The sequence below is a fragment of the Halomonas sp. KO116 genome (assembly GCF_000734975.2).
GTDB lineage: Bacteria > Pseudomonadota > Gammaproteobacteria > Pseudomonadales > Halomonadaceae > Vreelandella > Vreelandella glaciei.
In genome coordinates, this window is sequence record NZ_CP011052.1 from 4,345,665 (window position 1) to 4,360,120 (window position 14,456).

Consider the following 14,456-nt stretch of genomic DNA (forward strand, 5'->3'; position numbering starts at 1 on the left):
AGCATAACAAAAAAGGCGCCCCTTGACGGGGCGCCTTCGGCTTATACGCAGGGTTAACTATCTAATCACCTAAGGGCCCGCTGGGCCGCCGAGAGGATCTGAAGGCCGACGGCGCGGCTCGTCATCATCCTCTTCGCCGTCGCTGCCAGAAGCGCTGGTAGACGTATCATCATCGGCTTCTTGCGCTTTTGGCTTATCACCGCCGCCAACTGGCGTTCCGCCGCCGGATGAGTCACCGTCGTCCCAGCCTTCCGGTGGGCGCGGATCGCGACCTTCCATGATGTCCTTCAACTGCGTGGCATCAATAGTCTCATACTTCATCAACGCTTCGGCCATGGCATCCAGCTTGTCGCGATTATCCGTCAGGATTTGGCGCGCCTGCTCATAACAATCGTCGATGATTTTACGCACTTCTTTATCAAGTCGTGTGGTGGTATCACCCGACTTCATCTTACTGCCGCCCTGGCCCGGGCCGCCAAGGAACTGATGCGACTCGTCCTCGTCGTACATGATCGGACCCATCTCATCCGACAAGCCCCACTTCGCCACCATGTTGTGGGCAAGCTCAGTGGCGCGTTTGATATCGTTGGAGGCGCCAGTAGTGACACCGTTCGGCCCCAACGTCATCTCTTCAGCAATACGACCACCAAACAGCGAGCAGATCTGCCCCAAAATTTGTTGCTTCGACAGGCTATAACGATCCTCTTCCGGCAGGAACATCGTCACGCCGAGGGCACGCCCACGGGGGATAATGGTTACCTTGTAGACCGGATCATGAGAAGGCACAACCAGACCGATAATGGCGTGACCTGATTCATGATAAGCGGTGTTGAGCTTCTCTTTATCGGTCATGACCATCGACTTGCGCTCAGCGCCCATCATGATCTTGTCCTTCGCAAGCTCAAGCTCTTCCATGCTAACCAAGCGCTTATTGCGACGCGCGGCGAATAGGGCTGATTCATTAACCAAGTTAGCCAAATCCGCGCCGGAGAAACCTGGCGTACCACGCGCAATTATTTGCGGCTTAACGTCATCCGCCAGCGGCACTTTACGCAGGTGAACGCCAAGAATGTGCTCACGGCCACGAATATCCGGCAAACCAACGGTAACCTGACGGTCAAAGCGACCAGGGCGCATAAGCGCAGGATCAAGCACGTCCGGGCGGTTAGTTGCAGCGATAACGATGACGCCTTCGTTGGCTTCAAAACCATCCATCTCGACCAGCAGCTGATTCAACGTCTGCTCGCGCTCGTCGTTACCGCCACCCATGCCAGCACCGCGAGAGCGGCCCACGGCGTCAATCTCATCGATAAAGATGATGCAGGGCGCCTGCTTCTTAGCCTGTTCGAACATGTCGCGCACACGTGATGCGCCGACACCGACAAACATTTCAACGAAGTCAGAGCCCGAGATAGAGAAGAACGGCACTTTCGCTTCACCAGCAATCGATTTTGCCAGCAGCGTCTTACCGGTACCTGGAGGCCCTACCATTAACACGCCGCGGGGAATCGTACCGCCCAAACGCTGGAATTTGGTGGGGTCACGCAGGAAGTCGACCAACTCTTCGACTTCTTCTTTGGCTTCATCACAGCCAGCCACGTCGGCAAAGGTCGTTTTGATCTGATCTTGAGAGAGCAGCTTGGCCTTCGATTTACCAAAACTCATCGGGCCGCCTTTACCAACACCGGCACCACCCTGCATCTGGCGCATAAAGAACATAAAGATGCCCAAAATCAGCAGAATCGGGAAGCTGGCAATAAGCAGCCGCGTCCAGATACTTTGCTGCTCTGGCTCTTTACCCACGACCGTCACATTATTGCTCAACAGGTCGTCCATCAGTTTCGGATCTTCTGCCGATGGGCGGATCGTCTGAAACTGAGAGCCATCCGTGCGCTCACCACTGATGGTGTAACCATCAATCGTGACGCTACGTACCTGCTGATTTTGCACCTGCTGCACAAACTGAGAATAGTTGGTGTTTTGCGGTGCACTTTCGGTGCTGAAATTATTGAACACTGTCAGTAGGACGGCCGCGATGACCAACCACAGAATCAGGTTCTTCGCCATATCATTCAAGGGGCTACCCTCATTACAAGAATCCGTCAGTTAAACCCTGATGCTTAATAAAGCCTGCTACTAATAATCTTAGTACTACGACATTACATCAGCATCAAGCGTTCAACCATTGCCAAAGCGTCTTATGCCTCGGGCCATCTGTGTCACGCGCGTATTGCGGCTAATGTGACACACGTTGCGCTTGCCTGTCTGGCAATCGCGCTGATAAATCTTGGCTATGAACCACATACACCGTTATCCCATCACAGGTAAAATCATCGAACCATATGAGGCGTTAACCGCGAAACCCTTCGGCCAGGAAATACACCTCCCGGGAGCGTGCCCGAGAGGCATCCGGCTTACGAGTCACTACTTTTTTAAAGCTGCCGCGTAACTCTTTCAAGTAGGCGTCAAACCCTTCCCCCTGGAATACTTTAGCTAAAAATCGACCACCGGGTGACAACGTTTCGCGAGCGAGTTCTAACGCTAGCTCCACCAAGTACATCGCCTGGGGTTGATCAATCGCCGCCATACCACTCATATTGGGGGCCATGTCCGACATCACAAGGTCTACACGGCGATTATCCAGACGTTTTAATATCGCCTCTAACACCGCCTCTTCCGTAAAATCCCCCTGGATAAAGTCCACACCGGCCAGCGCATCCATCTCTAGAATATCAGAGGCGATGACGACACCCTCAGGCCCTACCCGCTCAGCAGCAATCTGACTCCACCCGCCTGGCGCTGCCCCTAAGTCAATAACCGTCATACCGGGTCGCAGCAGTTTATCCTTTTCATCCAGCTCAATCAGCTTATAGCTGGCGCGGGAGCGATAGCCATCTTGCCAACTCTGCTTCACGTACTGGTCGTCAAAATGCTCCTTCTTCCAGTTATTGCTGGTTTTACTAACGGAATGTTTACGGCTTGGCGGCTTTTGCTGCATGTGGGAATCTAACACTGGAATAAGAGATGGGCGCATTCACGCGATCGCTTTCACTCGGTGACGTTTCACCGTAAGATGGAGCGTTAAGCGCTAACCGGGATACCGCAAGATACCATGAGCTTGTCACAGGCACAAAAGAAAGCATTTCGTAGCATTGGCCACCATCTTAACCCAGTGGTCACCGTTTCTGAGAACGGCGTCTCCGAAAATTTGCTCGCAGAACTTAACCGCGCACTCACTGATCACGAACTGATCAAAGTGAAACTCGCCATTCCTGAGCGTGATGATCGGGCTGCCATGATAGCCGAACTGATCGCCAACAGCCGTGCAGATCTTGTGCAAACCATTGGCAAAATGGCGCTGCTCTACCGTAGGAACCCGCAGGTGAATCCAAAGCTTTCTAATGTTACCCGCTTTGAGAACCACCACGGTCGGCACTAACCGTTAGATTGTACTCGTTCTAAAACGAATGCTGCTGCACTAAAACACCCCTTCAACCGACCTAACCGAGGTCAATTGAAGGGGCGTTTTTTCATCAAACGTATTCGACGCTACCTATTTCGTACTCGACATCGCCGCCGGGGGTTTTCACCACCACAACATCCCCCTCTTCCTTGCCGATTAAAGCACGGGCGATGGGAGAAGTGACCGAAATACGGCCAGACTTAATATCCGCTTCATCTTCGCCGACGATACGATAAGTGACTTCCGCATCGGTATCCAGATTCATTAGCGACACGGTAACACCAAAAATCACTTTGCCGGTTTTCGGCAGTTTTGTGACATCAATTACCTGGCAGACGGAGAGCTTGCTTTCGATCTCCTGAATACGCCCTTCGATAAACCCCTGCTGCTCACGAGCGGCGTGATACTCGGCGTTCTCTTTAAGATCACCGTGTTCACGCGCTTCGGCGATGGCCGCGATCACCTGCGGACGCGCTTCGCTTTTAAGGTGGTCGAGCTCTTCACGAAGGCTTCTTTCTCCCGCCACTGTCATCGGGACCTTGTTCATTGACTTGCTCCTGCATGCAGATCCTGAAGGCGCCGCACCGTAATCTCACTACCGTACTCAAGCGCCATGCAAACAGCATTAGCACCCGCCAAGGTGGTCGCATAGGGCACCTTGCGCGAGAGAGCAGTACGGCGAATGACCGAAGAGTCGTTAATAGCCTGACGACCTTCAGTAGTGTTCACAATGTAGGCGATTTCGTCGTTCTTAAGCAGATCGACGATATGGGGACGGCCTTCGTAAACTTTATTGACGTGTTCCACGACAAGCCCGGCAGCTTCCAAAGCAGCCGCTGTTCCCCGTGTTGCACATAGCGTAAAGCCTAATGCTAACAGAGAACGGCCCACTTCGATAATCCCCGCCTTGTCTGGTTCACGAACGGAAAGGAACGCTTTACGCTCGCCGGTCAGCGCGGGTATCGCTTCGCCCGCCCCCAGCTGCGCCTTGAAGAAGGCCTCTGCAAAGGTATCGCCAGAGCCCATCACTTCACCGGTGGACTTCATTTCCGGCGACAAAATCGGGTCGACACCCGGGAATTTATTGAACGGGAAAACCGCCTCTTTAACACTATAGAAGTGCGGCACGATTTCCTTCTCAAAGCCCTGCTCAGCCAGGGTTTTACCGGCCATGCAGCGCGCTGCGATCTGCGCAAGCGACGTACCGATGCACTTGGACACAAAGGGCACGGTACGCGAAGCACGGGGGTTCACCTCGATCACGTAGATCTCGCCATCCTGCCAGGCCAGCTGCACGTTCATTAAGCCTTTAACGCCCAGCTCAACCGCCATCTGCTTCACCTGATGGCGCATCTCGTCCTGCACATCGGCAGGCAGCGAGTAAGGCGGCAACGCACAGGCGGAGTCACCGGAGTGAACGCCCGCTTGCTCGACGTGCTGCATGATGCCGCCAATCACCACCTGCTGACCGTCCGACACGGCATCGATATCGATCTCGATTGCGGCACTCAGGAAGTGATCCAGCAGCACCGGCGAGTCGTTGGAGACCTTCACCGCGTGGGTCATGTAGTTTTCAAGCTCGGAGGCGTCGTAGACGATCTCCATGGCCCGGCCACCCAGCACATAGCTTGGGCGCACTACCAGCGGGTAGCCAATCGCCGCCGCTTTATCGAAGGCTTCGGCAAAGCTACGCGCCGTGGCATTGGGCGGCTGTTTCAGGCCCAGCTTGTCGATCATCACCTGGAAGCGTTCGCGGTCTTCTGCGCGGTCGATGGCGTCCGGCGTGGTGCCAATAATCGGCACACCGGCAGCCTCCAGTTCGCGGGCAAGCTTCAGCGGCGTCTGGCCACCGAACTGAACGATCACGCCCACCGGCTTCTCTTTGTCGGCGATTTCGAGCACGTCTTCCAACGTCACCGGCTCAAAGTAGAGGCGATCAGAGGTGTCGTAATCGGTCGAAACGGTTTCCGGGTTGCAGTTGACCATGATGGTTTCATAACCGTCGTCGCGCATGGCGAAGGCGGCGTGAACGCAGCAGTAGTCAAACTCGATACCCTGGCCGATCCGGTTCGGACCACCGCCCAGCACCATAATTTTCTGACGATCAGACACATCCGCCTCGCACTCCTCTTCATAGGTGGAGTACATATAGGCGGTATCAGAAGCGAACTCAGCAGCACAGGTATCTACGCGCTTATAAACCGGGCGAATGCCTGCTGCATGGCGGGTTTGGCGGAACTCTTTTTCGCTGACGCTGAGCAGCTTGGCCAGGCGCGCATCACCAAAGCCTTTGCGTTTGAGCTGATAGATCTCACGGGCAGAAAAGTCGGTCAGTGAGCGTTTAGCGACGGCGTTTTCAGTCAGCACTAGATCTTCAAGCTGGACTAGGAACCAAGGGTCAATATTGGTCAGCGCAAACACCTCATCAACGCTCATACCTGAGCGCATGGCATCCGCGATATAAAAAATACGCTCGGCGCCCGCAGCCTGGAGCTCGCCCTGGATAATCGCCATGTTGTCCGGCGTAAAATCGGTAATGATCGGATCGAGGCCATCGTTACCGGTTTCCAGGCCGCGCAGGGCTTTCTGCAGCGACTCTTGGAAGGTACGGCCAATCGCCATCACCTCGCCCACCGACTTCATCTGCGTCGTTAGGCGATCGTTAGCCTGGGGGAATTTCTCGAAGGTGAAGCGTGGAATCTTGGTAACCACGTAATCGATAGACGGCTCAAACGATGCCGGTGTACGCCCGCCGGTAATATCGTTTTGCAATTCATCCAGGGTATAGCCAATCGCCAATTTCGCGGCGATTTTAGCAATCGGAAAACCGGTCGCTTTAGAGGCCAGCGCCGAGGAGCGCGACACCCGTGGGTTCATTTCGATAACCACTAAACGGCCGGTCTTGGGGTCCATACCGAATTGGACGTTAGAGCCACCGGTTTCCACACCAATCTCGCGCAGGACCGCGAGGCTGGCATCACGCATGATCTGATACTCTTTATCCGTCAGCGTTTGCGCCGGGGCCACGGTGATCGAGTCCCCGGTGTGTACGCCCATGGGGTCGAAGTTCTCAATCGCGCAGACGATGATGCAGTTGTCGTTTTTATCACGCACCACTTCCATCTCATACTCTTTCCAACCCAGCAGCGACTCATCAATCAGCAGCTCGTGGTTATTGGAGAGCTCAAAACCGCGCGTACAGATCTCTTCGAACTCTTCCTTGTTATACGCCACACCGCCGCCGGAGCCGCCCATGGTGTAGGAAGGACGAATAATCGTTGGGAAACCCAGCTCTGCCTGAATCTCCCACGCCTCATCCATGCTGTGGGCGACTTTCGCTTTCGGGCACTCCAAGCCAATGCGCTTCATGGCCTGATCAAACAGATCGCGGTCTTCGGCCATGTTAATCGCATCGGCGTTGGCACCGATCATCTCGACGCCGAACTTCTCCAGCACGCCATGCTTTTCAAGCTCTAGCGCGCAGTTCAGCGCCGTCTGGCCACCCATGGTCGGTAGAATCGCGTCGGGGCGTTCCGCCTCGATGATTTTCTCGACCGTCTGCCAGGTAATCGGCTCAATGTAGGTGGCATCGGCCATGGCCGGGTCGGTCATGATGGTGGCGGGGTTGGAGTTGACCAACACAACCCGGTAACCCTCTTCACGCAGCGCTTTACACGCCTGGGCGCCAGAGTAGTCAAATTCGCAGGCCTGGCCGATCACAATCGGGCCAGCGCCAATGATCAAGATAGTGTTGATGTCGGTACGCTTAGGCATAACGGTTCCCGCAAAAAATGGTGACGATGAGCGACAAAAGACGACGATACGGTGATGCGAGGCGCGCGTTAACGGCGTGCCTGCATCATAGCCACGAAGCGATCAAACAGCGGCGCCACATCGCGCGGGCCGGGACTCGCCTCCGGGTGGCCTTGAAAGCTGAACGCCGGTCGGTCGGTAAGCTCGATTCCCTGCAAGGTGCCATCGAACAGCGAACGATGCGTGGCGCGTACATTGGCAGGCAGGGTCGCTTCATCCGCCGCAAAGCCGTGGTTCTGGCTGGTAATCATCACTGTGCCGGTATCTAAATCCTGCACTGGGTGATTGGCACCGTGGTGGCCGAGGCTCATTTTGACGGTTTTCGCCCCAGCCGCGAGCGCTAGCAACTGGTGACCCAGGCAGATGCCAAATACCGGGATATCCGTTACCAGCACATCCTGAATCGCTTTAATAGCGTAGTCACAGGGCTCTGGGTCACCGGGGCCGTTAGCCAGAAAAACGCCATCAGGCTTCATCGCCAGCACGTCAGCGGCGGGGGTTTGCGCAGGCACCACCGTTAGACGGCAGCCGCGAGCGGCCAGCATGCGCAGGATGTTGAATTTCACGCCGTAGTCGTACGCCACCACGTGATAGGGGCGCTCGCTTTTGGAAGCGTCAGCGTAGCCTTCCCCCAGCGTCCACTCGCCTTCCGTCCATTCGTAAGCCTCTTTGCAGGAGACTTCTTTAGCCAAATCCATGCCCTTCAGCCCTGGAAACGCCTTGGCGGCTTCCAGCGCCCGCGCCACTGCACCTTCGCCCTCGGCATCCTCACCGGCCAAAATCGCCCCGTTCTGGGCGCCTTTATCACGCAAAATGCGCGTCAGGCGGCGAGTGTCAATATCGGCAATGCCCAGCACGTTCTGGCTCTTCAGGTAGTCCGACAGCGACTGCTCTGAGCGGAAGCTGCTGGCCATTAGCGGCAGATCACGAATCACCAAACCCGCTACAGCAATAGAAGCAGACTCAACATCTTCAGTGTTAATGCCGGTATTACCGATATGGGGATAGGTGAGCGTTACAATCTGGCGGGCATAGGAAAGGTCAGTGAGGATTTCTTGATAGCCGGTCATGGCCGTATTGAACACCACCTCACCGCTGGTTACTCCATCCGCTCCAATGGCGATACCGTGGAACACACTACCATCTTCCAGGGCCAATATTGCGGGTTTGCTCAATGCGGGGTTATTCAAAACAAGATCCTCCCATGCTGGTGGGAGCCTGTAGGGCGCAGGCTCAGCAATTTCTTCATTAATCCACGACGCTCGCGATTAAAGTCATTCAATATCAAAACAAGGGCCGTAAAAAAGCGGGACGAAGCCGATAAAAAGAATCGGTTTCATCCCGCTTGTTGTTCGATGCCTTCTGAGCCGCTGGCACAAGCTAAAACTGGCTAGCGGACTCGGGACAGGCTTTGGGCTGGCCAACGCAACAAGCGCGCCGTCTAAGGTCTGTAAGTCAGAGCTTCTAAGCCACCCGGCCAAAATTTTTGAAATGTTACAGGAATTCCTGGCCTAAAACTACCCCTGAGTGACAGGGCAGTTCTAGCATTAGTCATTCCTTAATCCAAACCCAACACATCCTGCATATCGTAACGGCCGACCTCTTTGCCGGCGACCCAACGTGCCGCGCGAACTGCGCCTTTGGCAAAGGTCATCCGGCTGGAGGCTTTATGGGTGATTTCGATGCGCTCGCCTTCGGTGGCAAACATCACCGTGTGCTCGCCCACGATATCGCCTGCACGCACGGTGGCAAAGCCAATCTCTTTATCCGTGCGTGGGCCGCACTGCCCTACCCGCTCGAACACGCCATGCTCTTTCAGGTTACGCCCCAGGCTATCGGCGATGACTTCGCCCATTTTGATCGCGGTACCGGAAGGTGCATCAACCTTATGGCGATGGTGAGACTCGATTATTTCAATATCGTAGCCTTCATCACCGAGCGCTTTGGCAGCCGTTTCGAGCAGCTTCAGCGTCAGATTAACCCCAACGCTCATATTGGGCGCAAACACCATGGCCACCTTATCGCGGTAGCTATCAAGCTGGGCCAGCTCATCATTGCTCATGCCAGTAGTACCAATCACAATATGCTTACCGTGCTCGGCGCAGAACGCCAGATTACCCAGCGTGACCTGCGGAGCCGTAAAGTCGATCAGCACATCAAAGTCATCGACAATCGACGCCAGGGAATCGACCGCAACAACGCCGCGCTTCCCGACACCCGCCAACTCGCCAATGTCAGCGCCCGCTAAGGAGCTGCCTGGCTCCACAATTCCACCAGCCAGCGTCGCCTCAGCATCTTGCTCTACAGCATTTACCAACGTCCGGCCCATGCGGCCAGCCACGCCTACAATGGCAATTCGGGTCATGCGAACTCCTGCGCTCTGCGTTCCGGTAGATAAAAAGTGTCGCAATTATAGCAGACGCACCAGCGCATTAGACGCTCTCCTTTGCTGCCATGAAGGTTCAGCTTAGTTCTCCCAAACAATCGCCAGCTCTTCATCCCCTGCCATACGAATTAAGTGACGCTCGACCACGCCTTCAAGCTCATCCAAATGCTCCTCCTCAAGCGTTTCAATGGCGACCACCAATTTATCGGGCTCAGCGAGCATTAAGCAGGTGCCCGTGGCAAACGAGATTTTACCTTGCTGATCGCTTTGCTCCACCTCCAGCTTGTGCGCCCAATGTTTACAAAGACGGTTGATCAAGCGTTCAGCAGAAGGCGTAGCAATTTCAGCGCGGGAAAGCGGCATAGCAGTGACTCCAAGAAGTTATCTACCTCTTAGCCTAGAGCGAAGCGACCAGCGCTGCCAAGTAATGAATGATACCCCGCTGGAACAGCACGTTTTCACGTAGTAATAAAACTTCATTTATGGGCTCCTTTCCCACACCACAGTGGCCTTGCTTGCTTTACCCAACTCGAAGCACCAGGCGCAAATTAACGCCGAAGCAGCCATTTAAGCCGCCGTCCTTCCATCGCCGCTAGCGCCACCCCGCTTAACATCAGCGGTAGCGCTAGCAGGAAGCCGCTGGAGACCGGTATGCCAAACAACACCCAGTCGGCGAGCATAGGCCACACCAGGGCAATATATTCAAAAGGCGCCAACCGCGACGCCTCGGCGTAGCGCAGCGCTAATGTCATCGCGATGTGGGCGGCACCGCCAAACAGGCCCGAGAGCACCAACAGGGCAAACTCCGCCTGTGTGAGCGCGGCCCAGCCCAGCGGGAGCGTGGCAAGCCCAGCCAGCGCTGCCACCACAATAAAGTAGAAGGCGATGGAGGCAGCACTCTCGGTGCGCGAAATACGCCTCACGGTCAGTAGCGCCCCCGCGGTTAACAGCGCACCCAGCGCCCCTAACGCGTACCCGGTTATTTGCCCATTGCTGGAACTGGCATTGAGCCCAGGCAAGATCAGCACTGCCACTCCAGCAATCGCCAATATTATGCCGCCAGCGCGGTAGAGCGAGAAACGCTCCCCCAACAGCAATATGCCACCTATCGCCATAAATACCGGTGTTAGCTGGGCTAATAGTGTCGCCTCAGCAACGGGTAGCAGCGCCACCGCCGCAAAGGAGGCAAACATCGCCGCCGCCCCCATCCCCGAGCGCAACGCATGCCCCAAGGGGCGCCGCGTAGCCAACCCCTGGGGAAACTCCCGCCGCAGCAACAGAAAAATCACGATAGGCAGCAGCGCAAACAATGAGCGAAAAAATACCGACTGCCCCACCGGCACTGCGTCGCTCACGGCTTTAATGCACACCAGCATGCCAGTGAACAGAGCGCCTGAGAGCACCCGGAGCAAGATGCCCTTTGTGGGCCTTTCCTGAAGGTTATCCATTGCGCGCAGCACCCCCTAAACAGCAAAAACCCCCGGCGAACCGGGGGTTTTTGAACCAAACAACTAACTGCTAACCATTATCTCAGACTTACGGCTTCATATCTTCAAAGAAGCTTTTCACGCTGTCGAAGAAGCCGGTTTTCTTCGGTGAGTGGCTGTGGCTGTTGCTGCCGTCGAAGCTCTCTTGCAGCTGGCGCAGTAAGTCGCGCTGCTCGTCGTTAAGCTTGACTGGTGTCTCGACCACTACCTTGCATAGCAAGTCGCCGGGCATGCCACCGCGCACTGGCTTCACGCCTTTACCGCGTAGGCGGAACAGCCTGCCGGTTTGGGTTTCCGGCGGAATCTTCAGCTTCACGCGGCCATCTAACGTGGGCACTTCAAGCTCCCCACCTAGGGCTGCGTCAACAAAGTTGATCGGCACTTCACACTGCAGGTGCTTACCATCACGCTGGAAGATATGGTGCGGCTTGATGGCGACCTGTACGTACAGATCCCCAGGCGGGCCACCGTTAACCCCGCTCTCACCTTCGCCATTCAAGCGAATGCGGTCGCCGGTATCCACGCCGGGCGGGATCTTGACGGAAAGCGTGCGTGTCTCGCGTACGCGACCTTCACCATTACACTTATGGCACGGCACTTTGATGTGCTGACCAGAGCCATGACAGGTGGGGCACGTTTGCTGCACGGCGAAGAAGCCTTGCTGCATGCGCACTTGACCGTGACCGTGACAGGTCGGGCAGGTCTCTTTAGAAGAACCTGGCTCGGCGCCACCGCCATCGCAGCGGTCACACTCGATATGCCGAGGTACGCGGATATCGACTGTGGTGCCTGAAACGGCGTTTTCCAGATCCAGCTCTAGGTTATAGCGCAGGTCGGAGCCCCGTGCCGGGGCGTTAGGCCCACGACGCCGACCACCGCCTCCGCCAAAAATATCGCCAAACACATCACCGAAAATATCGCTGAAATCGCCAGCGCCTGCGCCTCCGCCGAAACCACCGCCGCCTTGGCCATCAACGCCTGCATGGCCGAACTGGTCATAAGCTGCGCGCTTTTCGCCGTCGCTAAGCACTTCATAGGCTTCGGACACTTCGCGGAATTTTTCCGCTGAGGTGTTATCGTCCGGGTTTCGATCAGGGTGGAATTTTTGCGCCAGACGGCGATAGGCCTTCTTGATCTCTTTCTGATCGGCCCCTTTTTCGACACCCAGGACTTCGTAATAATCGCGTTTGGACATAGGCCCTACGCCTCCTGGTTAGCTACGCACTTAACAGAAACTCTCGTGCGTCTTGGCTGCGGAAACAGCAACGCGGGAGTAAGCTCCCGCGTCACCGCTTTCCTTGGCAGAAAGAGGTTATTACTGCTTTTTCTGATCGTCGTTGACTTCTTCGTACTCGGCGTCAACCACGTCATCTTCCGGCTTGGAACCCGTGCTTTCGGCACCTTCGCCGCCCTCTTGCTGAGCCGCTTCTGCCTGCTCGGCGTACATCTTCTGGGCTAGCTGGCCAGAGGCTTCGGTCAATGCATCCAGTTTCTTCTGAATGTTATCGACGTCATCACCTTTAACTGCTTCTTCCAGCTCGCTGATGGCCGTCTCAATCGCCTGCTTCTCGTCGTCAGTGGCTTTGTCACCAGCCTCTTCCACCGTTTTGCGCGTGGCGTGAATCATGCCGTCAGCTTGGTTGCGCAGCTGCACCAGCTCTTCGAACTTCTTATCTTCTTCGGCGTGAGCTTCGGCATCGCGCACCATCTGCTCGACTTCTTCCTCGGACAGGCCGCTAGACGCCTTGATGACAATCGACTGCTCTTTGCCAGTGGCCTTGTCTTTCGCCGATACGTTCAGAATACCGTTGGCATCCAGGTCGAAGGCGACTTCGATCTGCGGCACGCCGCGCGGTGCAGGCGGAATGTCAGCAAGATCAAAACGACCCAGCGACTTATTCTGCGACACTTGCTTACGCTCGCCCTGAACGGCGTGAATGGTCACGGCCGTCTGGTTGTCATCCGCCGTTGAGAAGGTTTGTGTCTTCTTGGTCGGGATGGTGGTGTTCTTGTCGATCAGCGGCGTCATCACGCCACCCAAGGTTTCGATACCCAGGGTTAGCGGAGTAACGTCGAGCAGCAGAACGTCTTTAACGTCGCCGCCCAGTACGCCGCCCTGAATCGCTGCACCAACGGCAACCGCTTCGTCCGGGTTAACGTCTTTACGTGCTTCTTTACCGAAGAAGTCAGCCGCTTTCTTCTGAACCATCGGCATACGTGTCTGGCCACCGACCAGGATCACTTCGTCAATTTCAGAAGCAGATAGGCCTGCATCTTTCAGGGCCATTTTGCACGGCTCGAGCGAGCGCTGAACCAGCTCTTCTACCAGCGACTCCAGCTTGGCGCGTGTCACCTTAACGTTAAGGTGCTTCGGGCCAGTGTTGTCGGCAGTGATGTAAGGCAGGTTCACATCGGTCTGCTGGGCGCTAGAGAGCTCAATTTTGGCTTTTTCAGCGGCTTCTTTCAGACGCTGCATAGCGAGGTTGTCGCCAGACAGATCAATACCACTATCAGACTTGAACTGGTCTACCAGGTAGTTGATCAGCGCCAAATCGAAATCTTCGCCGCCCAGGAAGGTGTCGCCGTTAGTGGCCAATACTTCAAACTGAGTTTCGCCGTCAACGTCAGCAATTTCGATAATTGAGATATCGAAGGTACCGCCACCCAGGTCATATACCGCGATGGTCTTGTCGCCGCGCGATTTGTCCATACCGTAGGCCAGTGCGGCAGCGGTTGGTTCGTTGATGATGCGCTTAACGTCTAGACCTGCGATGCGACCGGCATCTTTCGTGGCCTGACGCTGGCTGTCGTTGAAGTAGGCCGGCACGGTGATAACGGCTTCAGTGACCGTCTCGCCCAAGTAGTCTTCGGCGGTTTTCTTCATTTTCTTCAGCACTTCCGCGCTTACCTGCGGCGGTGCCATTTTTTTGCCTTTTACTTCAACCCAAGCGTCGCCATTGTCGGCTTCGGTGATTTTGTACGGCACCATCTTGATGTCTTTCTGAACAACGTCATCTTTAAAACGACGGCCAATCAGACGCTTGATGGCGTACAGGGTGTTTTCTGGGTTCGTTACCGCTTGGCGTTTAGCCGCCTGGCCGACCAGCGTTTCGCCATCATCGGTATAAGCGATGATAGAAGGCGTCGTACGGCCGCCTTCGGCGTTTTCAATGACTTTAGCGCTGTCACCATCAAGCACGGCCACACAAGAGTTAGTGGTGCCCAGGTCGATACCAATTATACGTCCCATAGCGATACCTCGAATTCGGTTGTTACAAAACTGAAAATTTAGCTTTTTAAGCTTGTC

Annotated in this window: 11 protein-coding genes; 1 reads left to right on the plus strand and 10 read right to left on the minus strand. The window is 55.6% G+C overall.

Annotated features, from left to right (window positions below; translation table 11 throughout):
• Positions 1 to 69: 69 nt before the first annotated feature.
• Positions 70 to 2,076 carry an ATP-dependent zinc metalloprotease FtsH gene (ftsH, locus tag KO116_RS19880; RefSeq protein ID WP_035562698.1) on the minus strand — a complete coding sequence of 669 codons (2,007 nt, stop codon included), beginning with the start codon at positions 2,074 to 2,076 and terminating at the stop codon, positions 70 to 72.
• 274 nt (positions 2,077 to 2,350) lie between these two features.
• Entirely contained in the window at positions 2,351 to 2,998 is a 648-nt protein-coding gene (gene rlmE / locus KO116_RS19885; RefSeq protein ID WP_035562695.1) for a 23S rRNA (uridine(2552)-2'-O)-methyltransferase RlmE, read from the minus strand.
• Between the two features lie 114 nt (positions 2,999 to 3,112).
• Here rlmE and yhbY point away from each other — a divergent pair, with 114 nt between their 5' ends.
• Positions 3,113 to 3,439 carry a ribosome assembly RNA-binding protein YhbY gene (gene yhbY / locus KO116_RS19890; protein WP_008958789.1) on the plus strand — a complete coding sequence of 109 codons (327 nt, stop codon included), beginning with the start codon at positions 3,113 to 3,115 and terminating at the stop codon, positions 3,437 to 3,439.
• 94 nt (positions 3,440 to 3,533) lie between these two features.
• On the opposite strand, the gene greA is transcribed toward yhbY, so the two are convergent.
• The 8 genes from greA to dnaK form a co-directional block, all read right to left on the minus strand.
• Positions 3,534 to 4,010: a transcription elongation factor GreA gene (gene greA / locus KO116_RS19895; protein ID WP_008958788.1), complete on the minus strand. Its 477-nt coding sequence runs from the start codon at positions 4,008 to 4,010 to the stop codon at positions 3,534 to 3,536.
• Positions 4,007 to 7,237 (minus strand): carbamoyl-phosphate synthase large subunit, encoded by a 3,231-nt coding sequence (gene carB, locus KO116_RS19900; protein WP_035562687.1) that lies wholly within the window; start codon positions 7,235 to 7,237, stop codon positions 4,007 to 4,009. The genes greA and carB overlap by 4 nt, the downstream gene beginning before the upstream one ends.
• A gap of 68 nt (positions 7,238 to 7,305) precedes the next feature.
• Positions 7,306 to 8,451 (minus strand): glutamine-hydrolyzing carbamoyl-phosphate synthase small subunit, encoded by a 1,146-nt coding sequence (gene carA / locus KO116_RS19905; protein WP_200897188.1) that lies wholly within the window; start codon positions 8,449 to 8,451, stop codon positions 7,306 to 7,308.
• Positions 8,452 to 8,834: 383 nt separating this feature from the next.
• Positions 8,835 to 9,641 (minus strand): 4-hydroxy-tetrahydrodipicolinate reductase, encoded by an 807-nt coding sequence (dapB, locus tag KO116_RS19910; RefSeq protein WP_035562681.1) that lies wholly within the window; start codon positions 9,639 to 9,641, stop codon positions 8,835 to 8,837.
• Between the two features lie 102 nt (positions 9,642 to 9,743).
• Complete coding sequence (locus KO116_RS19915) at positions 9,744 to 10,025, minus strand: DUF2218 domain-containing protein (RefSeq protein WP_035562678.1); 282 nt, start codon at positions 10,023 to 10,025, stop codon at positions 9,744 to 9,746.
• Between the two features lie 185 nt (positions 10,026 to 10,210).
• Complete coding sequence (locus tag KO116_RS19920; RefSeq protein ID WP_035562676.1) at positions 10,211 to 11,110, minus strand: DMT family transporter; 900 nt, start codon at positions 11,108 to 11,110, stop codon at positions 10,211 to 10,213.
• 88 nt (positions 11,111 to 11,198) lie between these two features.
• The gene (gene dnaJ, locus KO116_RS19925) at positions 11,199 to 12,344 is read right to left on the minus strand and encodes a molecular chaperone DnaJ (RefSeq protein WP_035562673.1); all 1,146 of its coding nucleotides are present in this window, start codon (positions 12,342 to 12,344) and stop codon (positions 11,199 to 11,201) included.
• A gap of 120 nt (positions 12,345 to 12,464) precedes the next feature.
• A complete protein-coding gene (gene dnaK, locus KO116_RS19930) occupies positions 12,465 to 14,399 on the minus strand; it encodes a molecular chaperone DnaK (protein WP_035562671.1) in 1,935 nt (644 codons plus the stop codon).
• Positions 14,400 to 14,456: the final 57 nt, after the last annotated feature.